Source organism: Streptomyces sp. NPDC107538, from assembly GCF_055657445.1.
In genome coordinates this window covers 803483-826274 of sequence record NZ_JBVKAY010000003.1, presented here as the reverse complement: position 1 = coordinate 826274, position 22792 = coordinate 803483, and the positions used below count along the sequence as shown (strand labels likewise).

Annotated in this window: 14 protein-coding genes and 2 pseudogenes; 6 read left to right on the top strand and 10 right to left on the bottom strand. The window is 73.8% G+C overall.

Annotated elements, in window-relative coordinates:
• Positions 1-71: 71 nt before the first annotated feature.
• Entirely contained in the window at positions 72-755 is a 684-nt protein-coding gene (locus tag ACZ7MG_RS14165; protein ID WP_471390429.1) for a DUF6000 family protein, read from the top strand.
• Between the two features lie 25 nt (positions 756-780).
• On the opposite strand, the gene ACZ7MG_RS14160 is transcribed toward ACZ7MG_RS14165, so the two are convergent.
• The 4 genes from ACZ7MG_RS14160 to ACZ7MG_RS14145 form a co-directional block, all read right to left on the bottom strand.
• Positions 781-2184 carry a Tat pathway signal sequence domain protein gene (locus ACZ7MG_RS14160; RefSeq protein ID WP_471390426.1) on the bottom strand — a complete coding sequence of 468 codons (1404 nt, stop codon included), beginning with the start codon at positions 2182-2184 and terminating at the stop codon, positions 781-783.
• A gap of 248 nt (positions 2185-2432) precedes the next feature.
• Positions 2433-2555, bottom strand: a complete 123-nt coding sequence (locus ACZ7MG_RS14155) for a hypothetical protein (RefSeq protein WP_471390425.1) — start codon at positions 2553-2555, stop codon at positions 2433-2435.
• Between the two features lie 478 nt (positions 2556-3033).
• Positions 3034-5979 carry an ABC transporter permease gene (locus tag ACZ7MG_RS14150; protein WP_471390423.1) on the bottom strand — a complete coding sequence of 982 codons (2946 nt, stop codon included), beginning with the start codon at positions 5977-5979 and terminating at the stop codon, positions 3034-3036.
• Entirely contained in the window at positions 5976-6758 is a 783-nt protein-coding gene (locus ACZ7MG_RS14145; RefSeq protein WP_471390420.1) for an ABC transporter ATP-binding protein, read from the bottom strand. Before ACZ7MG_RS14145 ends, ACZ7MG_RS14150 begins: the two co-directional genes overlap by 4 nt.
• A gap of 414 nt (positions 6759-7172) precedes the next feature.
• Here ACZ7MG_RS14145 and ACZ7MG_RS14140 point away from each other — a divergent pair.
• From ACZ7MG_RS14140 to ACZ7MG_RS14130, 3 genes and pseudogenes are all read left to right on the top strand, one after another.
• Positions 7173-8072, top strand: a pseudogene (locus ACZ7MG_RS14140) (sensor histidine kinase); the annotation flags it as partial.
• Positions 8073-8567: 495 nt separating this feature from the next.
• Positions 8568-9086: pseudogene (locus ACZ7MG_RS14135) on the top strand (sensor histidine kinase); the annotation flags it as partial.
• Positions 9083-9820, top strand: coding sequence for a response regulator (locus tag ACZ7MG_RS14130; RefSeq protein ID WP_471390418.1), 738 nt, complete (start codon positions 9083-9085; stop codon positions 9818-9820). The pseudogene ACZ7MG_RS14135 and the gene ACZ7MG_RS14130, both read left to right, overlap by 4 nt.
• A gap of 121 nt (positions 9821-9941) precedes the next feature.
• Here the strand turns inward: ACZ7MG_RS14130 and ACZ7MG_RS14125 are convergent, their stop codons facing one another.
• The 5 genes from ACZ7MG_RS14125 to ACZ7MG_RS14105 all read right to left on the bottom strand — a co-directional run bounded on the left by ACZ7MG_RS14125 (position 9942) and on the right by ACZ7MG_RS14105 (position 18252).
• On the bottom strand, positions 9942-11192 hold the full coding sequence (locus tag ACZ7MG_RS14125) for a carbohydrate ABC transporter substrate-binding protein (protein WP_471390415.1): 1251 nt from the start codon (positions 11190-11192) through the stop codon (positions 9942-9944).
• 60 nt (positions 11193-11252) lie between these two features.
• Positions 11253-12308: a hypothetical protein gene (locus ACZ7MG_RS14120; RefSeq protein ID WP_471390412.1), complete on the bottom strand. Its 1056-nt coding sequence runs from the start codon at positions 12306-12308 to the stop codon at positions 11253-11255.
• 271 nt (positions 12309-12579) lie between these two features.
• Complete coding sequence (locus tag ACZ7MG_RS14115) at positions 12580-14040, bottom strand: vWA domain-containing protein (protein WP_471390410.1); 1461 nt, start codon at positions 14038-14040, stop codon at positions 12580-12582.
• Between the two features lie 163 nt (positions 14041-14203).
• Positions 14204-16297: a tetratricopeptide repeat protein gene (locus ACZ7MG_RS14110; RefSeq protein WP_471390659.1), complete on the bottom strand. Its 2094-nt coding sequence runs from the start codon at positions 16295-16297 to the stop codon at positions 14204-14206.
• A 590-nt stretch (positions 16298-16887) separates the two neighbouring features.
• Positions 16888-18252: a S1 family peptidase gene (locus tag ACZ7MG_RS14105; RefSeq protein ID WP_471390407.1), complete on the bottom strand. Its 1365-nt coding sequence runs from the start codon at positions 18250-18252 to the stop codon at positions 16888-16890.
• Positions 18253-18344: 92 nt separating this feature from the next.
• On the opposite strand from ACZ7MG_RS14105, the gene ACZ7MG_RS14100 reads away from it, so the two are divergent.
• Positions 18345-18641 carry a trypco2 family protein gene (locus tag ACZ7MG_RS14100; RefSeq protein WP_471390404.1) on the top strand — a complete coding sequence of 99 codons (297 nt, stop codon included), beginning with the start codon at positions 18345-18347 and terminating at the stop codon, positions 18639-18641.
• Positions 18642-19219: 578 nt separating this feature from the next.
• Positions 19220-20539, top strand: a complete 1320-nt coding sequence (locus ACZ7MG_RS14095; RefSeq protein WP_471390401.1) for a hypothetical protein — start codon at positions 19220-19222, stop codon at positions 20537-20539.
• On the opposite strand, the gene ACZ7MG_RS14090 is transcribed toward ACZ7MG_RS14095, so the two are convergent.
• Positions 20478-22613: a tetratricopeptide repeat protein gene (locus ACZ7MG_RS14090; protein WP_471390399.1), complete on the bottom strand. Its 2136-nt coding sequence runs from the start codon at positions 22611-22613 to the stop codon at positions 20478-20480. The genes ACZ7MG_RS14095 and ACZ7MG_RS14090 overlap by 62 nt on opposite strands.
• Between the last annotated feature and the right edge of the window lie 179 nt (positions 22614-22792).

The following is a 22792-nucleotide window of genomic DNA, read 5'->3' as shown; positions in this document are numbered from 1 at the left end:
TAGCCCTTGGATACGCACCCGGACCCCCGCCCGGACCGGTGGTTACCGGCCTTTCCCTCTACGCTCGGCGCATGGTGGAGCGGGAAGTGCGGCGCAGGGCGGGGGAGTCGCGGGTGCCGGCCATGACTCCGGATGAGGCCGTCCGGTGGAACGCCGCCAAGCGGTACGTCCAGCCGCGCGCCCACCGGCGGAGCATCGGCCGGTACGGCGAGTTGATGAGCGGCCGGTTCCTGCGGTTCGAGGGGGCCACCCGCCGACGCTTCCTCAATCCGCTCCTCGTCGACGCCACGTCGATCACGGACGCCGACCTCGACGCCCTGCTCTTCGAGGGCTGGCGCGAACGTCTCACGGCCTCGTGGCTGATCGGCGTGGACCGGCGGACCTCGTACCGGGCCCGTATCGGCGCGCTGCTGCTGGAGAGCCGGTCGGCGTACGCGGGCATCGGCCACAGCTTCGCCCTGGCCCGCTTCGGCACGCATGAGGACGCCGCGATCCTCGCCGCCTACCTCGACCGCTATCTGCCCCGCACGGACCTCCGCTACGACCAGCCCGTCGTCCTGGGCGCCCTCCTGTACGTCGACAGCCGCCTCGGCTCGGCCCACGCGGCGCCCTACACCACGCCCGACGGCCCCTACCGCCGCTGGGTGGACACCGTCCTGCACGAGTCGGACCACGACGCGTACGCCCCCGAGCAGCGGCTCGCCCTCATGACCCGGCTCTGCGACTTCGCCGACGGCTGGTCCACCCCGGGCTGACACGGCCGGGGTGGACCGGCCGTCGTCAGGCCCGGAGCGGGTTCGAGCGCGTCGCGGCCATCAGGTACCAGGCCGTCGCGCCCGTGTGGCGGTACGGGTAGTAGCCGAAGCCGAAGCCCGTGTCGAGGGGGCTGCTGGCCGAGACGACGCCGGAGCGGGCGGGGAGGGCCCGGCCGCCGACGGTCTGGTCGGTGCCGAGGAGGTCCTGGGCGCGTTCGAGGGAGGCGAGGAGGCGCCGGGCGCGCGTCTCATCACCACGCGCGCCCCGGTCGCGCAGGGCCAGCGCGAGATGGGCGGTGCCTTCGAACCACACGCCGTTGCGGTTCGGCTTGGGCTGGAACTCGGCGATGGGCGCGTCCTCGTTCGCGAGCAGACTGGCGGAGCTGAAGGTGACACCCTCGTACGACTGCCCGGCGGGGACCGTGCTGTTGCGGCGCTCGGCGTGGTCGAGGACGGCCAGTTCCCGGGCCGCCCAGTCGAGGGAGCGGGAGTGGCGCTTCGAGTCGAGCGCGAGGTGGGTCCAGGTCTGGGTGTCCTCGGGGATCGGCGACGTGTTGACGGTGACGCCGTCGTTGGTGCCGGTGTAGAAGAAGCCGCCGGACGCGCCCCGGCCCGGCTCCCACATGCCCTGCACGAACGCCTCGGCCCGTGCGCGGCGCTCGCTCCACACCCGGTCGCCGGTGAGCCGTGCGAGGCGTCCGAAGAGGCAGATCAGGTCGGTGTTGTGCTCGGTCGAGGTGAACGGCAGCTTCTCGTTCGCCCCGTTCACGCCGAACTTGTAGCCGCCGAGGGGTTCGTCGGTACGGCCGGTCCGCTCGATCCACTCCCCGATCCGCACCGCGGCGGCGAGGAACCGCCGGGCCCCGGTCCGCCGGGCCAGCGCGCTCAGCGCGATCCCCGCCCAGGCCATGTCGCCGACGGCCGTCCCCGTGAAGCCGAACTGGGTGCCGACGTTGGCCGTCCCGTCCGCCCGCACGAATCCGTCGGGCTGCGGTACGCCGTCGTAGTAGACGTACGGCCCGACGTTGTACGCCTGGCGCAGTCGGCCGTCGTCGTACGCCGGGTCGTGCTCCTGGGCGTAGATCAGCGCGTCCCCGAGCGCGACCGCCCTGGCCCGGCCGTCCGCCGTGCCCACGGCGAGGTGGGCGAGGATCGCGAGCGCGTTGTCATAGGTGAAGGCCGTGCTGAACAGGCCCGCCTGGTCGGTGTAGCTCTGGGTCAGTCGGACGGTGCCGTGGTCGGGGTAGGCGTCCATGGCGGCGGCGAGGAAGGCCTGTCCGCGCCGCCGGGCCGTGCTCCCGGACGTCCCGGGCGCCGCGTGGGCCGTCCCCGCGCCCGTGCCCGCGACGGTGAGCGCCGCCGCGGCCCCGAGGCCGGTGCCGAGGAGGGTGCGGCGGCTGACCGCCGGGCTGCCTTGTCTGCCGGTCATGGGTCTCCGTAAGTTGTTGGGCGGCCCGGGAGGGCCGGTGCGCGTACCGGACGGACGGAGTACGGGGGCACGCCCGGAGCGACACCGTGAGAGCGCTCTCAGGCGCGGTTGCGCGCTCATTCTGCTGGTGCGTCCGGGGCGGGTCAACGCCCGGGCCGCCGTTGCCGATTGAAGGGGTGTTGCCCGCCTCCGGCCCCGGCCCCCGCCGCCGGGCCCAGCCCCCGCCGCCGGGTCCCGGAACCGTGAGGTCAGTCCTCCACGACGGTGACCTCGCGGTTGTTCAGCGGCTGGGTGGGGCGGTTGCTGCTCGGGAACAGCCGCTTGTGCGCGGCCACCTCGTCCGACACGACGGCGGCCTGCTCCTTCGGCACGGTCCACTGGGTGGGGCGCGTTGTCGGGTGCGGGTTCGGTGGGGCTTCTCGCGCAGTTCCCCGCGCCCCTTGAGGGCCTGCGGCCGCTCAGGGGCGAAAGCAGGGGGCGCCGCCCCTGCTTTTCAGGGGCCCGGGGAACTGCGCGACCGCGCCGAGGGTCCTCTGTCCTCTCCTCTTCACGCGCGGCCTCTCCACGGCGGCCGCTTCGCCAGCGCGCGCTTCAACTGCGGCCCCATCGCCGGCCACCTCCTCCGCAAACGGCCCCCTCGCCGACGGCCTCCGCACCAGCGGCCCCGCCTTCTTGCCGACAGCCTCTGTGTCGACAGTCTCTGTGCCGACGGTCTCTGTCCCGACGGCCCCTTTGTTGGCAGACCCTTCGCCGGGGCCCGCCTCCTCGCCGGCAGCCCCATCGCCAGCCCCCTCGCAACGGCCCCGCCTCCTCGCCGGAGGCCTCCACACGAGTGGCCCCTGCCCCCTTCTACTCCGTCCGTAGCGCCGTCGCCGTGTCCGTCCTCGCCGCCCAGCTCGCTGGGAGAAGCGCGCCTGTCACGGCGATGAGGAGGCCGCCGAGGGCGAGGGAGGCGAGTACGGGGAGGCCGTAGACGGTGAGGTGGGTGGTCGGGAGGGTCATGCCGACGGCGTCGGCCATGAAGGGGGCGACGGCCCGGTGCAGGGCGATCCCCGCCGGTACGGCCACCAGCCCCGCGAGCAGGCCGACCCCGGCGACGGACGTGACGACCATGGCGACGGTCTGGCGGGGTGTCATTCCGAGGGCCTTGAGGACGCCGATGTCGCGGACGCGGTCGCGGGTGTCGAGCACGACCGTGTTGAGGACGCCCAGCCCGGCGACCACGACGAGCATCAGCGTGAGCGTCCCGATCAGCGCGTCCATGGCCACGATCACGCTGGAGGAGTTACCGGTGTCGCGGTGGGCGAAGGCACCGAGACCCGCGTCGTCGAGGGCACGGTTGAGCGCGTCCAGGTACTGGGCAGGGTCGGTGCCGGACGCCGTCCGTACGTAGAACCGGCCCGGCAACGCCTGTTCCCCCAGCCCGAGTTCGGTGAGCGTGGCGGTCGAGGTGAGCAGCACCATCCCCTCGCCCTGCGTGAAGAAGGCCTCGCCGACGATCCGTACGGTGGCGCGCCGGCCCTGGTCCGTGAGGGTCACCGTGTCCCCCACCCCGATCCCGGCGGCCGTCAGGAACCGGCCGGTGACCACGGCCTGGCCCGGCCCGTCGAGCCAGCGCCCCGAGACCAGCCCGGGGGCTCCCCACGCCGAGTCGCCCTCGTACGCCATGACGGTCGTCGCGCCGGTGACCCCGGAGGCGCCGACCTGGGCCTGGGCGGTGCCGTAGAACCGTTCGGTGCCGTCCTGGGCACGGAGCACGGCGGCCACGGCCGCCGGATCGGCCTTCTCCGCCGCCCGGCCGTCCCCGTCCGCCGGTACGACCTCCGCACCGGGCGGCCCCTGCCCGCCGCCCGCCTCCACGACGACCGACCCGGCCGGGTCGAGCATGCGGCCCTCCTGAACCGCGCCCAACGTCAGCGCGAGCCCCACGGCGAAGGTGACCGACACAGCACCGAAGGCCACCGCCGCCCCCACCGTCACCGCCCGCCCGGGCCGAGCGAACGGATACGCCAGCCCAAGCCCCACAGCCCGCGACAACGGCAACCGAGCCGCAAGCCGAGCGGCGGTGAACCGGCCAGTCGTGAAACCCCGAGTCACAAACCGACCACCCGCGAACCGACCGCCCACGAACCGCCTGCCCGTGAACCGCCTGCCCGTGAACCGCCCGATCGGGACACGCCCGGTCGGGACACGCCCGGTCCGGACGCGGGCGACCGTGAACTGACGGTCGGTGGACTGGTCGACTGCGGACTCATCGGCTGTGGACTGGTCGACTGCGGTCTCATCGGCTGCGGACCGGCCGACGGTGGGCTCGTCCGCTACGAGCCGGTCGACGGTGGACTCGTCCGCCACTAGCCGGTCGACGATGGACTCGTCCGCTGTGTGCCGGTCGACGGCGAATCGTCTGGTCGCGAACCGGCCGCCTGTGAACCGTCGCGTCGGCCGCCCACGGCCAAGCCCGGATCCGTCCCCCGCTCCAGCCCCCGTCCCGCTTCCTGTCCCCGTCCCAGTCCCCATCCCCGTCCCCGTCCCGCTTCCCGCCTTCGTCCAAGTCCCGCCCCCGCGCCCGGCGTCCCCCCAGCCACTCCCCCCGGCGCCGCCCCCGAGGGCGATCGCCTGCACCGTCCGCAGGCGGCCGGCGCGCAGGGCCGGGAGCAGGGCCGCGCCCGTGACCAGCAGGAGTGCGGCGCCGGGGACGGCGGCGTCCACCCACACCGGGATCCCCCCGGCCGGTGCGCCGAACGCCTCCCCGACCTCCTTCAGCACCGGCACGGCCAGCGCGTTGCCGAGCGCCACCCCGAGGACGCAGCCGACCACCGCCGGCAGCAACGCCTGGGCCACATACGCCCGTACGACCTGCGCGGGCGTGAACCCGAGCGCCTTGAGCACCCCGATCCGCCGGGTCGCCGCCCCCACCGCACCACCGACCACGATCCCGATCACCAGCACCGACAGACACAGCCCGAGCACCCCGAAGGCCGCCAGGAACGGTACGAAGGCCATCGCGTTCGCCGTCTCCTCCTGCCGCACGGTCAGATACGACCGCGCCCCGCTCAGCGCCCCCTCCGGCACGGCCGCCACGATCGCGGCCCGCGCGGCGGCGACATCGGCCTCGGTGGCGGCGTCCCGAAAGCGGTAGAGCATCTCGTACGAGGCCCCGGCGCCCGCCCGACTCCCGGCGCCGACACCCTCGCCCCCGGCGCTCTCCCCCACCAGCCCCTCCGCCTGGGCCGGAGTGACCCAGGCATCCCCCGTGCCGGTGACCGAGCGGGCGATGCCGACGACGGTCAGGGTCGGGCCGCCCGGCGCGTCGGGGACGGTCAGGCGGTCGCCCGGCCGCAGGGGCGCGCTGCCGTCGGCCAGGACGATCTCGCCCGGCCGGGTGGCCCACTCGCCCTCGACCAGGTCGATCTCGTCGACGGGTCCACCCGCGTCCTTCCGCCCGACGACGGTCAGCGGCGGCAGCTCCACCCCGGCCGGCACGAAGTCGGACCCCGTGACGGTCCGGGGCCGTACCGAGACGACCGGGAACGGCCCGGCCACGGCGGTCGTCCCGGGCACGTCGGCGGTGGCCGCGAGCCGCGCCGCCGTCACCCTCGTCCCGTCGAACTGCCCGGTCAGATGCGCACCGCGCTGCTCCGCGAACGCCCGGTCGAAGGGCGCCCGCGCGGCGACGAGCAGCCCGACCGCCAGCACCGACGCGGTCACGGCCATCCACGTCGTCAGCACCATCACCACGGTGCGCACCCGCCGCCGCCCCACCCCGGCCCGCACCACCCGCCCGAGCGCGCTCACCGCTCCACCGCCGCCGTGCCGCGCACCGCGTCATGAGCCCCGCCATGCGCTGTGTCACGCACCACGTCCCGCACGATCCGGCCGTCCACCAGCTCCACCGTCCGGTTCGCGCAGGACTCGGCGAGGCGCGGGTCGTGGGTGACGAGGACGATCGTCTGGCCGTCCGCGTGGAGTTCGGTGAGGAGGGCGCGGACGTCGTCGCCGGACGCCGTGTCGAGCGCGCCGGTGGGCTCGTCGGCGAGGAGCAGGGCCGGGCGGTTCATCAACGCGCGGGCCACGGCGACCCGTTGCCGTTCGCCGCCCGACAACCGCCCGGGGTACGCGTCGGCGTGCCGGTCGACGCGGAGGTACTCCAGCAACTCCGCCGCCCGCCGCCGGGCCTCCGCCCCGCTCAGGCCCGCCAGTTGGGCGGGCAGCAGCACATTGTCGACGACACTCAGGTCCTCCAGCAGATGGAAGAACTGGAAGACCATCCCGACCTTGGCCCGCCGGTACCGCGCCGACCCGGCCTCCCCCAGCCGGTCCACCCGTACCCCGTCGACCGTGACACTGCCCGAACTCGGCCGGTCCAGCCCGGCGATGAGGTTGAGCAGCGTCGACTTGCCGCTCCCCGAGGGCCCGATGACGCTCACCGCCTCCCCGGCCCGCACCCGTAGCGAGACCCCGTCGAGCGCGGGCGGCCCTTCACCGCCGTACGCCCTGCTCACCTCACGGATGTCGATGACGGGCGCGGCGCCGGTGGCGGACGCGGCGGTGGACGGGGTCGTGGTGGTCCCCACGGGGCCTCCCCAGAAAGGTGGTTGACGTGTGGCCCCGACGCTAGGGACGGCCCCCGCCCCCGGTCGTCGGCCTCGACGACGAACCCCGCTGCCGCACCGGACGGACCCCGCGCGCACGTCATCCCCGAGATGTACGCGGACGATGTACGCCCCGTCCCCACCACGACGGATGTGACGCCCGCCGCCGCTTGCCACACTGCTCCCATGGGCGGCGGGGAGACGCGAAAGACGGCGACGGGGTCGACGGCAGCCGCTGCCGCTGGTTCGGCGGCAGCCGGGCCATCGGCTGCCCGGGCGGTGGTGGCCTGGGCGGTAGGGGGGTGGGTGGCCGTGCGGGCGGCGCTCGTACGATCCCGGCGGGACGGGGGGTGGGCGGCCGCGCGGGCGGCGCTCGTACGGTCCCGGCGGTACGGCCTGTCGCCCCTCCTCCGTGCCAAGGGCCCGCTGCCCCGCCTCTCCCGGTGGGCGTGGACGGCCGACGCCTGCCTCGCCTTCCTGCTGGCCGCCTGTACGGTCGCCGCCACGCTGGCGCAGGGCGTGGACATGATCCCGCACCTGCCGCACGAGGTGCTGACACCGTTCCCGGGAGCCGGGCCGGAGCTGCCCGTGCCGCCACCGCTGCCGACACCGCCGTATCCGACGCGGGACCTCGGTGCGCCCCACACCTGGCAGCTGCTCCTCGCCGCCCTGACCGCGCTGCCGCTGCTGGTCCGCCGCCGCTATCCGCTGACCGCGTTCTGCGCGGTGATCGTCACGACGATGGTGTTCAACCAGCGGCCGGGAGCGGGTGAGACGACCACGTACACGTTCCTGACCTGCCTGGTCGCCGCGTACAGCGCGGCGGTCCACAGCCCGTACCGGCTGCGCGCGCTCATCGGTCTCGTGGCGGGCGCCGCCCTGATCGCGACGTTCGCCGAGGAGAACTTCCCGTACGTCACCCCGGGGGTGATCCCGTTCCTGGTCCTGCTCGGGGTGGGGCTCGGGGCCAACGCGATCCACATCTGGAAGCAGCGGGTGCACGCTCTCCAGGAGCAGCAGGAGGCGGCGACCCGTCTCGCCGTCGAGCACGAACGGTCGCGTATCGCCCGGGAGTTGCACGACATCGTCACCCACAATGTGAGCGTGATGGTCATCCAGGCGGGCGCGGCCCGCAAGATCATGGACACCGCCCCCGACCGCGCCCGCGAGGCCCTCCTCGCCGTCGAGTCGGGCGGCCGCACGGCAATGACCGAACTCCGCCACGTCATGGGCCTGCTGACCATGCCCGACGAAACCCCCACCACACCGCCGCCCCGCAACCCGACCACCCCACCCGAGCCCCAGACCGGCCCGTACGCGGCTCCGACCGGCCCGTACGCGGCTCCGACCGGCCCGTACGCGGCTCCGACCGGCCGGTACGCGGCACCAACCGGCCCGAGGACGACACCGACCGGCCCGTCGGTGACACCGACCGGGGAGAGGCCGACCGGCCGATGGGCCACGCCGACCCGCCGGTGGGCCACGCCGACCGGGGAGGAACCGACCGGCCCCCGGGCGACGCCTGCCGGAACGGACGCGGGGGCGGCCGGAACGGAAGCAGCACCGGGCGGAACGAACGTGACACCGGTCGGAACGGACGCAGCACCGGTTGGAACGAACGTGACACCGGCCGGAACGAACGTGACACCGGTCGGCACGGACACGGCGGCGGCCGGCACGGACATAGCGGCGGGCGACACGGACGCGGCGGCCAGTACGGACATGGCGGCAGCCGGTACGGACACAGCGGCAGCCGTCTCCGCCGCCCTCTCCCACCCCACCCCCACCGTCGACACGGAGCTGGCCCCGCAACCGGGACTGGCCCAACTCCCGGCTCTCACCAACCGCGTGCGCGCCTCCGGCGTCCCCGTCGAGCTGACGGTCACCGGCACCCCGGCGTCCCCGCTGTCACCGGGCGCCGACCTGGCCGCGTACCGCGTCGTCCAGGAGGCCCTGACGAACACGCTCAAGCACGCCGAGGGCGCCCGGGTACGAGTCACCGTCGACCACACGCCCACCGCGCTGCGCCTGGAGATCACGGACACCGGCGGCACCCCCGCACCCGCGGCCACGACCGGCACGGGCCGAGGCCTCCTGGGCCTGCGCGAACGCCTCGCCCTCCACCACGGCACCCTCCACACGGGCCCCCGCCCGACCGGCGGCTACCGCGTACGAGCGGTCATCCCGCTACCCACCACCCCTCCCGACGCACCTCCCCCACCCACCGAACCCACCGAACCTTCCGGCACAACCCCACCCAGCAACCCCCTACCCCCCACCACCCCGCCCACCTCCCGGACCCCGTCATGACGGTCAGCCACCCCCACGCCCGGCCAACCGTCGAGGCGGACCGCCCCCGCGTGGTGATCGCCGACGATCAGGCCCTCGTGCGGACCGGGTTCAGCATGATCCTGTCGGCGGACGGCATCGACGTGGTCGCCGAGGCGGCCGACGGCGACCAGGCGCTGGAGGCGGTCCACCGCACACGCCCCGACCTGGTCCTGATGGACATCCGTATGCCGGGCACGGACGGCCTGGAGGCGACGCGCCGCATCCTCTCCGGCGCGGTCCCCGACCCGCCCCGCGTGGTCATGCTGACCACGTTCGACCTGGACCGTTACGTCTACGCGGCCCTCACGGCCGGCGCCAGCGGCTTCCTCCTCAAGGACGTCACCCCCGAACACCTCGTGGCGGCCGTCCGGTTGGCCCGCACCGGTGACGCGCTCCTCTCCCCCGCCATCACCCGCCGCCTGATCGAACGCTTTGTCGCCCCCACCCCGGAGACCCCCGCCCTCCACCGCGACCTGGCCCCGCTCACCCCCCGCGAACTCCAGGTCCTCCGCTCCCTCGCCACCGGCCTCAGCAACACCGAACTGGCCGCCCACTTCCGCCTCAGCGAGGCCACCGTCAAGACGCACGTCGCCCGCATCCTCGCCAAACTCCGCCTCCGCGACCGCGCCCAGGCCGTGGTGGTGGCATACGAAACGGGCCTGATCGTCCCGGGCACCCCGACCGACCCCCCGCCACCACCACCGCAGCCCTAGCCCTAGTCCTAGCCCCCCTAGCCCTAGCCCTCGCCCAGCCCCGGCCCCTCCGCCCCCACTTCCACCGCACCCTCGGCGTCCCGAACCCCACCCACTACACGCCCCCGAACCCACCCACCCCCTACGCGCTGCACACCCTCCGCAGCGCCGGCGCCCGGTCCGGCTGTGCGTCCGCCACCTTCTGTACGTCGGCCAGCAGCCCAGCAACGTCGAGGTCCTCCCCGGACGCCGCGCGGGCGATGGTGAGGAGAACGGCCTCGTAGAAGGCGTCGCGGACGGCGGGGGCCATGACGTCGGAGGCGTCGAGGCAGCGGGGGCCCGTGCCGGTGAGACGCCGGGCGATCTGCCGTTCGAGGGGGCTGTCCCCCGGCCGTACCCGCCGGTTCGCCGAGAAGACGTCCGCCGTCTCGGCCCACTTCTGCTGGCCCTCCCGGGAGGCCAGCCGTCCGATGAGGTCGCGGGCCCGGGCGCGGTCGCCGAACAGCGCGGCGAAGTCCCCGGTCACCTCATGGGCTCGGACCCGGTAACCGCCGCCGGGCAGCAGCGGGGCGGAGTCCATCAGGCCCGCCTCCCGCCGCTTGGGCCCGTAGAACGAGCGGGCGAAGGAGCCCTGGTGCTCCAGGGCACAGCCGTACGCCGCGCCGAAGAGCAGACCGTGCCCGCCGGACGCGCCGCGATGGTCGGTGAGCAGGGCGCGCCCGGCCGCCGCCTCGTCCTGCCGGAGCAGCCCGGCCCACGCCTCCCACGCGCTGCGCACCTCGGTCCCCGTCCAGGGCACCGCGCCGTCGCCCAGCGCCCACCCGCCGTAGACGTCCGGGCCCTCCCGCTGCAGGACGAGGTCCTCGATCCAGTCGCTGCCGGGCCAGCCGGAGGCACCGTCGTCCCCCATACCGATGCACCAACTCCCCAAGGGGGCGGGTGAGTTCGCAGGGCGCTCGCCCTCGCGGTACCAGACGATGCTCTTCAGGTCGGCCTTGACCGGGACCCAGTACGCGTCCTCGGAGGGCCCGCTCACCGGGTTCCAGGGGGCGCCGTACTCCTCCTCCGCGTAGAGGTCGTTCAGCGGCTGCAGCCGGTTCTGCCCGGCGTACTCGGCGAGTTCGCCGACGCCCGGCATGATCGCGATGTCCGGGGGCTCACCCGACTGCACCTTGGACAGCAGCACCTCGCGCTGGGCCGCGGTGCCCTGGTACCGGAAGGGGATGCCGAAGCTCCGCAGCACCTCCTCGAACTGCCTCCCCTGGGCGTCCGTCCACGGCCCGAGGATGGTCACCGGCTCGTCGTCCCGCTCCGACCACACCGCCACCATCCCGCCCGCGCACACCAGCAGCAGCACCACGAGCAACACCAGCACCTTGAACCGCCGAGTCATCGCCACCTCCCCCGCCCGCCGTACGCGGTCATCGCCGCCTCACCCGCCCGCTCCACGGCCTCACCGCCGCCTCCAGTAGTCGCTGTCGAGCCGGATGCCGAGCCCCGCCGCCGGCAGGACGACGATCAGCAGGCCGCCGGTGAGGGTGCCCTGGTGGACCCGGTCGGTCCAGGTGTCGTCGGCGAGGACCCGTCGGACGTCCGCGGACCTCTCCGTGACGATCTGCTGGGCGTCGGCCAGCCCCTCGTCGCAGCAGGGCTCCCGGGACACCTTGGTGATCTCCCCCAGATCCGCGACCACCCTGTCCAGGTCGTCCTGCGCGGACGCCATGGTCAGCAGCGGGACGACGGCGAGCAGCACGGTCAGCGCGAAGGCCGCCAGCAGATACGGGTTCCAGTCCCGGCCGCAGCGGTCGCGCAGCACGAACAGCGCGGAGAACAGGACCAACGCCAGGGCCGCCAGGGCGAGTTCCGCGGTCCACCAGCCACTCCGCTGCAACCACCCCTCGGTGGCGGTGGCCTCGGCGTGCCGCATCTGGTTCCGCTGCATGTCGTGCAGCCGGGGGACGAGTCCCACGCCCTGCCGGACGAGCAGCGAGCGCGCCTCGGCGAGCTTCTGCGCGCGCATGAGCGGCTGGTCCCGGTACAGGGCCGTACCCGAGGTGAGGGAGTTGCTGTAGGTGGCGAGCAGCCCGTTGACGGTGCCGAGGTCCTGGTCGGTCCGGTCGGCGATCCGGGACAGCCCCTGGTCGGCGGCGGAGAGCTGGGCCCGGTAGGTCTCGCCCGAGCCCGCCACGTCGTCGAGCTTCAACTTCTCCAGTTCACGGGCCTCGTAGTCGGCGCGCAACACCGCGAGCCGGGTGGCGGCCAGTCCCTGCACGGCGGGCGCCTCCTCGTCGGCGAGCGCCCCGGCGCCGCCCTGGATCTGCCGGCACGACATGACCAGGGCCCCGGCCGCCACGAGCGCGCACACCGTCAGCACCAGCAGATGCGCCTCCAGCAGCCGCCGGGTCCGCCACCCGCTCAGCCGCGCCCGCCAGAACGCGCCGGGGGAGAACCCACGAAGAGGGGCGGCAAGAAAACGCCGACCACGCGAGGCGCCCCGCCCGGCCGTCACAGCGGCCTCCTGGCCGCGCGGCTGCCCGCACCCCTGAGCAACCGGGCTTCCGCGGGCCTGAGAAGCAGGGGGCGCAGCCCCTGCTTCTCAGGGGCGCGGGGAACTGCGCGAGAAGCCCCACCGAACCCGCACCCGACAACACACCCGAGACCGCACCCGGCAACCCACCCGCCTGCGCACCTGACAACCCACCCGACAGCGCACCTGGCAACGCCCCCGACCGCCCCCGCCCACAACCCCCGCACCCCCGACCCGCTGTCCACCCCGCCCGTCACAGCAGCTTCTCCCCGCACCCGACGCAGTACCGCGCCTCGGCCCCGGCCGGGGTGGAACACCGGCCGCAGCGCGGGCCCGGCCGTGGACCGCCGGTGTCGGTCAGGGGCACGGGCCGGGACCCGGCGCGCAGGATCATCGGCCCGAGCGTGTCGGCGGCGACAGCCGAGCGCAGCCGGACCCGTGCCGCGGGCGCGTCCTCGATGTCGGCGACCGCGCGGATCTCGTCCAGCACCCAGTCCGCGCCGAACCGGTCCGCGAGGCGCGCGGCCTGCCCCAGGAGCCCCTTCGCGGCGTCCCGTCGCTCCTCCCCCAGCGCGACGAGCCCCCGGCGCAGGGCCTCCCGCATCACGGTGGTCGACTTCTGGTCGCGCACACTGGCAGCGCCCGCCGGCAGGTCGGGCGGCGGCAGGTCCGGGCGGTGCCAGCGGGCGACGACGGCCGCGTGGACATCGCCGACGGAGACCATGGCGAACTGCAGATACGTCTCCAGCGGATCGTGGTCGGCGTCGGCGACGAGGGTGAGCAGATAGTCGCGGCCGCCCTCCTCCCACTGGTACGTCGGAAAGCTCCAGCGGTGCGGCCGGCCGGGCCGGGGCAGCCCGCCGAGCCGGTGCGGCCGGGGCGCCTTCTCGTTCAGCGCGACCTGCCGCACCGAGGGCCGTACGGTCACCTCGATCGGCAACTGCGGCGTGTGCACCCGGCGCAGCCGCCGGATCGCGGCGGTGATCGCCTGGCCGAGGCCGTCGTCCACGAACTCGGCGGAGCCGTGCAGCCGTTCGGCGAGCGTCAGCAGCGGCTCCGGGGTCCAGTCCGCGCCCACGGCAAGCACATCGCAGGTGAAGTGCCCGGCACAGAAGTCGAGTTCCTCTTCGAGTTCCCTGTCGAGGTCCCTGTCGGGTTCCTCGTCGCGCCGGGTCCCGCCGGGCGCGCTGCTGCCGTCGGTGATCAGCAGCAGATGCCGTACGGACAAGGGGCGCGCGGCGAGCAGGGCGCGCGCCCCGGCGGCCCAGACGGCGTACCCGGCGGGGCGCGGGCCGTCCCGGTGCAGCGGGATCGCGCCCGCGGCGAAGGCGGCCCGCCGTTTCTCGTACGTGTCGGCCACGGCCCACTCGGTGTCGCCCCCCGGATGACAGCGCACGGGCTCGGGCCCCGCGCCGAGCACGGTGAAGGAGATGCCGTCGGGCAGGGCCCGCAACGCGGCCGGCAGCGCGTGCCGGACGGCCGCCCGCAGGGGCTCGGCCACGTCCACCGCGATGACCACGGCGAGTTCGATCGCGGGCAGTTCGGCGGGCGCGCCCCCGGCGGTGACGTCCACCCGCAGATGCGCCTCGATCTTCGCGCTGCGGTGCGGCCGCAGATCACCCCCGAGGTCCACCCGCAACCGGATCTCCGGCCGCACCGACCGGCCGTGCCCACTCGTACGACTCCCGAGCCGCCCACCGTCGTGTCTGCTCATGTCGTCCCTCACGGTCCCTCCTCCGTCGGCCCGTGGGGGCCGCAGGCCCTCAAGGGGCGCGGGGAACTGCGCGAGAAGCCCCACCGAACCCGCACCCGACCACAACCACTCACACCACCCACACCACTCAGACCACGCACACCACTCACACCACTCACACCACTCACACCACCGTCTGCGGCCGCACCGCCTGCATGAGATCCACAAGGTGCTCATGCGCGGCGGCCGAATCCCCGTGCCGGGCGGCCAGTTGCCGGTAGTGCGACGCGATCCGCGCGCGCAACTCCCGCTCCTGCGCACCGAGCCGCCGCAGCCCGCGGATGTCGGCCCCTCCGCCACCGCCCTCTCCCCGAGGCCCGGGCCGGTCGTCGCGGCTGTACAGCGCGTCCAGCTTCCATTCGTGCAGCTCGGTGCCGAGGCGCAGCGCCTCGTCCTCGGACAGGCTCGGCCCGCCCGCCCCGGGCTCCCGGCGGACGAGGCCGCGCAGTTCGGCGAGCGCCGCGTCGACCTCGGCGGGCTCGGGCAGCGGATCGCCGGCGCGGGGCAGCCGGGCCGCACGGATGCGCAGCGAGGCGATCCGGGTGACCGTGTGGTCCAGGGTGCCGGGGCGCACCCGGCCGAGGACGTCGAGGGCCGCGCGCCGGTCGCCCGCGCGGAGCGCGAGCCGCGCGAGACCGAGCGCGGCGCCACCGTGCGCGGGGTTGCGGGCGAACACGGCCTCGTACAGCTCCTTCGCGGTGGGCCCGGCGGTGTCGTCGCCGAGCCGCTCCCCGCAGTAGGCGAGGGCCAGCTTGGGCGCGTACTCGCCGGGCAGTTCGAGGCGGACCCGGGCGAAGTGCCCCTTGGCCTCGGCGACCCGGCGCGGATCGTCGTCGAGACCGGCGCGGCGCAGCGCGACCAGCGCGCGGTGCCACTCCAGCCGCCACCGGCGCACGGCGGACGGCCCGGGGATGGAGTCGGCGGTGTCGAGTTCCTCCTGCGCCCGCTCCAGATCGTCCCGGCCGTCCTGGGTGTCCCGGCCCAGCAGGACCCGTACGTTGTGCAGCCGGATCTCCACCGAGGGCGGTCTGCCGTCCTCCTGGTCGAGGAGGCGGCCGGGGTCGTAGCCGCTGCTGACCTCGAACCGCGCGGTCTGCGGATCGCCGGGGTAGCGCCGGGGCACCGGCAGCCGCCGGGCGATCTCGGTGGGGGTGGGGGCGCCCAGGTCGAGGGTGGGGGCGAGGGGCGGGTCGTAGCGGTCGCGGGGCGGGCGGTCGAGCCAGTGTTCGATGCCGGGGACCGTGCCGAGCCGGGCGCCGAGCAGTTGCGGAGAGGGCCAGAAGTAGTCGGAGGGCTCGGGCGGGTCGCTCTTGCCGCGCAGGGCGCGGATCTCCCGCAGCGCGCCCCGCAGTTGGCCCGCCATCTCCCGGGCGTCGGCGAACCGCAGCCCGGGGTCGCCTCGCGTGGCGCGCTCGACGACCCCCCGGAAGGAGGCGGTGCCGAGGCCGGGTACCTCGTCGACGGCCCAGCCGGCGAGTTCGCGCAGGGTGACACCGACCGTGTGCAGATCGTGCGCGGTGGTGGGCATGGGCGCGGACGCCGTCTCGGGCGCCATGTAGTCGGGTGTGACATGGGCGGGCGGCTGGCTCTGGCCGTGCTCGCGCATCCCGCCGAGATCGATGACCTTGACGCCGTCCCCGTGGTGCACGACGTTCGAGGGCTTCATGTCCCCGTAGACGAAGCCCTTCTCACCCCCCGCGTGCAGATGGACGAGGGCTTCGAGGATCTGACAGCCGTACGCGGCCACGTGCTCGATGTCGAGGACGGACTCCCCGCGCCGAGTCTCCTTGACGACCTTGTCGAGGGTGCCGTCGCCGACGTCGTCCATGACGATGTACCCGCCGGTGACCTGCCCGGTGTCGTCGCGCCGGGCGACGAAGTCGCGGATCTGGACGATACGGGGGTGCCGGATGGCGACGAGGTTGCGGCGTTCGACATCGGCGAGCCGGGCCCCGTCCCGCTCGTAGCGGTTGAGCATGCCCTTGACGGCGACGACGTCACCGAGATGCGTGTCCTCGGCGAGATAGACCCAGCCCTGCCCGCCGTGCGCGATGGGCCCCATGATCCGGTACTGGTCGCGCAGCACATCGCCTTCGGCGAGTTCGGGCCGGTACGAGTACGGCTCGCCGCAGGCCGGACAGTACCCCTCGACCGGCACCGGCCCCACGGTGTACGGCGGCGCGAAGGCGATCCCGCACTCGGGGGACGAGCAGACCATACGGACGCGCAGCGGAGCCTCGGGATGGATGAGGCGTTCCTGCGCGGGACGCGGCACCCGCTCGGGCAGCGCGAGCAGCTCGGCCGGGCCGAACTCACGCGGCTCCGCCGGCAGCGCGGGCAGCCGGGGCCCGTCCACCGCCCGCCCGCACTCGGCGCAGTGACCAGTGGGCAGGACGATGCCGCCGCAAGGGGCACCGCTGAACCGCCGATGCGGACAGACGGCCCCCGGGCCGCCATCCGCCGCCTGGCCCGACCCGCCATCCGCCGCCCGCCCCGGCGCACGCCCGCGCCCGTACCCGCGCGTGTTCTCGTACCCGTCCCCCTGCGCGCGCTCTTGCCGCAGTCCCGGCTGCCCTGGCTGTCCCGGCTGCCCTGGCCCTCCCGGCTGCCCTGGCCGTCCCTGCTGTCCCTGGTCTCTCTGCTGGCCCTGCGCACGCGCCTGCCCCTGCCCCCGCGCACGCCCCTGCGCACGCCCCTGCGCAAGCGCGCGCTCGTCCTTCTGCCCCCGCGCACGCCCCGGTCCTGCCCCTTGCCCCTGCCCCTGCCCTTGCTCTTGTCCCTTTCCTTTTCCTTTTCCGGCGGCGGAGTTCATCCCCGTTCTCCGGAGCGCCGCAGGTCGGCGCGGAGGGTTCTGATCAGCTCACGGGAGCGGGCGAGCCGTAGCTGCGGATCCCTGGTCTCGCCGATCAGCCGGCGTTCGCCTCTGCGCCGGTCGGCCGTCTCGGTCAGCGAGCCGAGGGAGGCGCTGTCGACGACGCCGTGCCGGACCGCGCGGCTGAACTCCGCCCGCTCCAGCCGGGCGAGCAGCGTGTCGGCGTGGGCGAGGAGCGCGGGCGCGAGGAGTTCGTCCCGGGCGGCGGTCCAGCCCGTACCGCCCTCGTGCCGGAAGACCAGCAGCAACCGGAAGCCGAACGACCGTAATCGGGCGAGGAGTTCGATCAGCGGCCCCGGCTCGCGCTCCTCGTCGAGCCCGTCGACAAGAACAGTGACCCCACGCCCGGACACGGCCGCGGGACCAGACACGGCCGCGGGACCGGACGCCGGTGCGGGCCCGGGCCGGGGCTGAGGCCGGGCGCCGAGCAGCCAGTCCCAGTACGCCAGGTACTGCCCGGGCGGGAACGCGATATGGCCCAGGGCATGGTCGGCGAGGTCCGGTCTACTGGAGCCGCCACCGCGATGGACGAGGTCGGCCCGGTGCAGCAGATGCCGCAGGGACCGGCTCTTCCCACTCCCCGGAGGCACCACGGTGATCTTCACCGGCTCCTCGTCGGGATCCTCGAACCACCGCCCCAACCGCTCCTCGAAGCCGTGGTCCCAGGCGTCCGGCCCGCTCAACTCCTTCACCAGGGGCGAGAGTTCGGCGATGCGCTCGACCGGGATCAGATAGGAGAACGCGAGCCGGTTGTTCTCGGGCAGCAGCTCACCCATGTCCCCCCGCCAGCTGACGACGAGCCCGACCACCCGGGCGGGCCGCCCCTCCTCCGGCCGGGTGCACACGGCGGCCCCGCTGAACCCCTGGCGCACCACCTCGGCCTTGGTCACGGCGTCGAGCTGCACCCGCTCACCGCTGACCCCGCCGATCCGCCCCCACAGGCTCATCCCGTCGTCGAAGCCCTCCGCGTACCCGGTAGCGGACACCTCCATGCCACCCCACAGGACGGTCTCCAGCCGGGCGGGCCGTGCCTGTGGCCGAGGACTGTCGAGCCGCAGCACAGCAACATCCTCCCCACCCTCCCCCTCGGCAAGCCAGCCACCGGACGGAACACGCGCGGACACGCCCTCGATCCCACCGCTCTCGGGGAACTCCACCCACATCACGGCGTCCGGACGGCGCACCACATGCGCACAGGTCAGCGCCGTGTCCTGGTCGACGAGCACCCCGGCACCGCAGATGGGACCCCGCGCACTCCCGCGCCGCAGCCGGAGCCTCCAGTCCGCACGCAATTCCCCCATGCCACCTCACACTACGCGCGAGGCATGGTGTGTCCCTAGACTCGTGAACGAACCTGGATCGGTCAATCATCGCAATCCGACGGGGTGTTGACATGAGTGATACCGAACCGGTCGGCCTCGCGGAGGCCATCGCCACGGTCCGCGCGGAGCTGGCCCGGGCCCAGGCCGAGGGCGCCGCGAGCGACTGGCGCTTCACCGTGGAGCAGGTCAGCCTGGAGTTCGCGGTCCAGTTCCACCGCACCGGCGAGGCCGGAGCGGGCCTCCGCCTGGGCGTGGTCGAGGCCCGCCTGGGCGGCTCGGTCAGCCACGACTCCACCCACCGCATCCAGGTCGACCTCAAACCCCTCCCGCGCCCGGACGGCCACCACCACGAGGTCTCCCGCGACTGACCCCCGGACGCCCCGACCGCACACCTCGTTATCGTGGCTGCTCACACGGGTGGTGGCGCCGCGACGCGGAGGACGAGGAGGCAGGGTGAGCGAGGGACGGACCGGATGGCTCCGCGTGCCGGTAGGACATGGCTCGACCGGCTGGGCAACGCGCGGACATTGCCGGAAGGTGCTGCTGATCGTCCACAACGTCACCTCCGCCACCCGCCTGCTGGACGTGCTGCCGCTGTTCCGTGACGACCTGCGCGTGCAACTCCTCGCGACCTGCACCGGGTCGTCGCCGTTCCAGGCAGGGGTGAGCGAGTTGCTGGCGCGTGTGGGGGTGCCGGTCCTGCCCTGGGACCAGGCGTTGGACACCCCGGTGGATCTGGCTCTGTCAGCCAGCTTCGGCGGCGAAATCCACGCCATTCAAGGTGATTTGGTCATATTGTCCCACGGCGCGGGCTACAATAAAAGGCTCCGGAGACCGGAGACCGGAGACCGGAGACCGGAGACCGGAGACCGGAGACCGGAGACCGGAGACCGGAGACCGGAGACCGGAGACCGGCCCCGTCTTCGGGCTTTCCCCGGAGTGGCTGTTGGCGGATGGCACCCCGGTCGCGGACGTACTGGTCCTGTCGCACCCCGAACAGGTCGAGCGCTTGCGCGACGCCTGCCCCGAAGCAGCCCCGACAGCGGTACTCGCGGGCGACCCCTGCTTCGACCGCATGCTGGCAGCGCGCCCGTACAGGGAGCGTTTCCGCAGGGCACTGGGCGTGCAACGCGGGCAGCGACTCGTGTTGCTGAACTCCACATGGAACCCTGAGTCCCTGTTCGGCGACGGCGGCGACGAGGACGTACTGCCGTCTCTCCTCCCGCGACTGACCGCCGAACTCCCCGCGGACGAGCACCGCATCGCAGCCGTACTGCACCCCAACATCTGGCATGGCCACGGCCCTGGACAAATCCGATCATGGCTGGACAGAGCAGAACGCGGCGGCCTGACGCTGGTGGACCCCCTGGACGGCTGGCGCCAGGCCTTGCTGGCAGCGGACGTCGTGGTGGGCGACTTCGGCTCGGTCTCGTACTACGCCGCCGCCCTCGGCATTCCCACACTGCTCGCAGCCGCACCGCTGACAGGTCTGGCCGCCGACTCGCCGGTGGCCGACTTCGTACGGAAGGCCCCACGACTGGACCCGTACGAGCCGTTGCGACCCCAGATGGACGCTCTGCTGGCCACGCACCGCCCCATGAGCGGCCCCGCCGAGTTCACGACCTCCGCCCCGGGTGAGGCGGCCGCGCGTCTGCGCCGCGTCTTCTACGACGCCATAGGAATACCCGAGCCCACGACACCGGCGCTGCTCGACCCGCTCCCACTGCCCGCGTACGACCCTCCGGTGCGCACGTCTCCGCTGCGGGTGCTGACGAGTGTGCTGGGCGCGACGGAGGTATCGGTCACCCGCTACCCGGATCCTCGCCATGAACCGCAGGGCCCGGGCGACGCGCACACGGCGGTGCACGAGGACACCCTGGACCCCGGTCTCCTCGCCCTCGCCGATGTGATCTTCAGATACGGCTCACCCGACGACCCGAGGCTCGGCCCGCCCGAGTACTGGACCGCCGAGGTACTGGAACGCCACCCGGGCTGCGCACTCGCCGCGTACATCACGGCCGCCGGCGGTTGCGTGGTGCGGACCAGGGGCGGAGCGCTCCTGCGTCTCACCGCCGACCCGCGGGCAGCCGACCCGGCCGCATACGCTTCGGCGCTGCACGCCTGGCTGGCCCTCGGCAAGGACCCCGCGGACCTGACGGACGGTCTGACCGTGTGGACCGGGCACACCGCACATCAGGTGTCGGTCACTCGGGCAGACCCCGGTCCGCTGACACACAGCGATCGCGCAGCGCCCGAAGGTGATTGACGTGGTAGTGGGCGTTCTCGCCCGTGAGCGCGTCGATCGCCTCGTCGATCAGCGGCAGCGCCTCCGCCTGCCGCCCGGCCCGCCGGTAGGTGTCCGCCAGATCGGTGAGCGTGCGCGCGGTGTTGTAGGGCTCCTTCTCACGGAAGAACCCGAGAGCCTCCACCAGCGACTCCTCGGCCTCGTCCAGGCGATCGAGACCGTTCAGCGCGCGCCCCCGGTGACGCTTCAGCAGCGCACGGGCACGGAGCCGGTCACCGTAGCCGTCGTCTCCGGGACCGACCCGCCCCCAGATGCCGTCCGCCTCGACGAACAGGTCGTGGGCGGCGGAGAAGTCCCACTGCCCCAGCCGCACCAGGCCCAGCGTCTCGACGGCGGTGGCCAGACCGCGCGGATGCCCCGCCTGCCGCTCGGCCGCCGCGGCCTTCTCCGCCTGGATCTCCGCCTCGGCGAACCGCCGCGACTCGATCAGGGCCATCGCCTGGAGGGTGTGCATGCGTCCCGCCATCCGGGTGCCGGGACAGACGTCGTCGGCGACCTTCGCGCCCACCCGAAGCGCCGGCAGGATCTCCTCATGGCGTCCGTCCTTGAGCTGCAGGGCCCACAGTGCCTCACACAGCTGACACGCGAGGTCGCCGAGACGGTACTCCTCGGCGGCGAACACCGCCTGCACGAGATTGCCCAGCTCGGCGCCGAGGGCGGCGATCGCCTCCCCCTTGGACGCGTAGGCGCCGGAGGGCAGCTCGTTGAACAGAGGGCCCACGTGCCAGCGTTCCGGCAGGGCGGCGCGGTCGGCCCGCACCGCGAACGACAACAGCGACTCCACCGCGCGCGCCACGGCCCGGGAGCATGCGGGGATGCCGTCCTCGCGTACGGCGGCCTGCTCGGCGTGCCGGCGTACGGCGGGACGGAAGCGGTAGCGGCCGGTGCCCGTCTCCTCCAGCAGCCCCTTCTCCGCGAGTTCGGCGAGCAGACGGGCCGCCTCGGCCTCCCCGGTCTCGGCCATGGCCCCTGCCACGGCCGGGCCGAGCGCCGGCCACGGCCACAGTGCCGAAAGCCGGTACAGCCGGGCGGCGCTCGGAGAGAGCGTGCGGTACTGCTCCTGCGCGGCGGCGTGGGCCGGCTCGTTCCCGGGCTCGGTGGGCATCTCTTCCTCTCCCTGACACATCGCCTCCAGCAGCGACGCGAACGTCCTCAACGCGTACGGAGATCCGCCGCACCGGGCGAGCACCTGCGGCAGTACGGCGCGGGCGCGGGCTTCGTGGACGGTCCGCCTGCCCGCGACCTCGGTCAGCAACTCGACGGCGTACCGCTCGGGCAGGGGCACCACCTCGATCGGTTCGGCATCCGCCTGGGGAAGACGGCGGTGGGCGACGACGATGGTGAAGACGTCCGGCGCCGAGGTGAGCAGAGGCGTCACCTGCGCGGCAGTCCGGGCATGGTCGAGAACGATGAGCAGCCGCCGGTCCGCGACAAGCCGGCGGAAGAGATCCATCCGCTCCTCCAGACCCGGCGGAATGTCCTCCGAGTCCAGCCCGAGGCTGCGAAGGGCTTGCCGGAGGGCCATGGCGGGGTCCGGCACCCGGGCCAGGTCCACGTACAGCTGCCCGTCCGGATACCGCCGCAACTCCCGCCAGCCCCATCGCAGAGCGAGGGACGTACCGCCCATCCCCTCGGGCCCGTACAGCTGAACCCTCCGAGCACGACCGTCGAACTTGCGGGACGCCTCACGCGTGAGCTGCCGCATCTGCTTGTCACGATCGACGAAGCCCCGCAGACCGTCGGGCAGTTGCGGAGAAGCACGGACACGCACCTGCCCCAACGCCCTGCCGACCACCGCCTCCACCTCGGCCAGCCCCCGGGCGTGCTCCTGATTCCGCGCCGCGCCCTCGTACAACAGCCGGGCCAGCCCCTCCCATTCGACGGGCCGCTCGGGCGCCGGAACCTCCCGCCCCGCGATCCGACGCGCCAACCCGCCGATCATCAGGTACGCGTTCTTCCCCGCCTCGTTGCCCATCCCCGCACCCACGGTCCCCAACATCGCCGAAACCGTCGCCAGCGATATGAGCTCCAGCACCCCGCACTCCCCCGCTCCCACCTCGCCCCAACCCGAAAACCAACCGTAACCGCACCACCACGCACGACACACCCACCAACCCACAACGACCCCAGGCGAGCCGTCTTCGGGATTCGAACCCGAGACCTACGCATTACGCGACCACGAGCCATCGTGCTGCGTGGCGCCCGGTCGTGCTG

Coding starts and splice junctions, on each gene's coding strand:
- ACZ7MG_RS14115 (WP_471390410.1), bottom strand. CDS start 14,040: ATGAGCAGACACGACGGTGGGCGGCTCGGGAGTCGTACGAGTGGGCAC.
- ACZ7MG_RS14105 (WP_471390407.1), bottom strand. CDS start 18,252: ATGGGGGAATTGCGTGCGGACTGGAGGCTCCGGCTGCGGCGCGGGAGT.
- ACZ7MG_RS14110 (WP_471390659.1), bottom strand. CDS start 16,297: ATGGTCTGCTCGTCCCCCGAGTGCGGGATCGCCTTCGCGCCGCCGTAC.
- ACZ7MG_RS14165 (WP_471390429.1), top strand. CDS start 72: ATGGTGGAGCGGGAAGTGCGGCGCAGGGCGGGGGAGTCGCGGGTGCCG.
- ACZ7MG_RS14125 (WP_471390415.1), bottom strand. CDS start 11,192: ATGACTCGGCGGTTCAAGGTGCTGGTGTTGCTCGTGGTGCTGCTGCTG.
- ACZ7MG_RS14160 (WP_471390426.1), bottom strand. CDS start 2,184: ATGACCGGCAGACAAGGCAGCCCGGCGGTCAGCCGCCGCACCCTCCTC.
- ACZ7MG_RS14100 (WP_471390404.1), top strand. CDS start 18,345: ATGAGTGATACCGAACCGGTCGGCCTCGCGGAGGCCATCGCCACGGTC.
- ACZ7MG_RS14130 (WP_471390418.1), top strand. CDS start 9,083: ATGACGGTCAGCCACCCCCACGCCCGGCCAACCGTCGAGGCGGACCGC.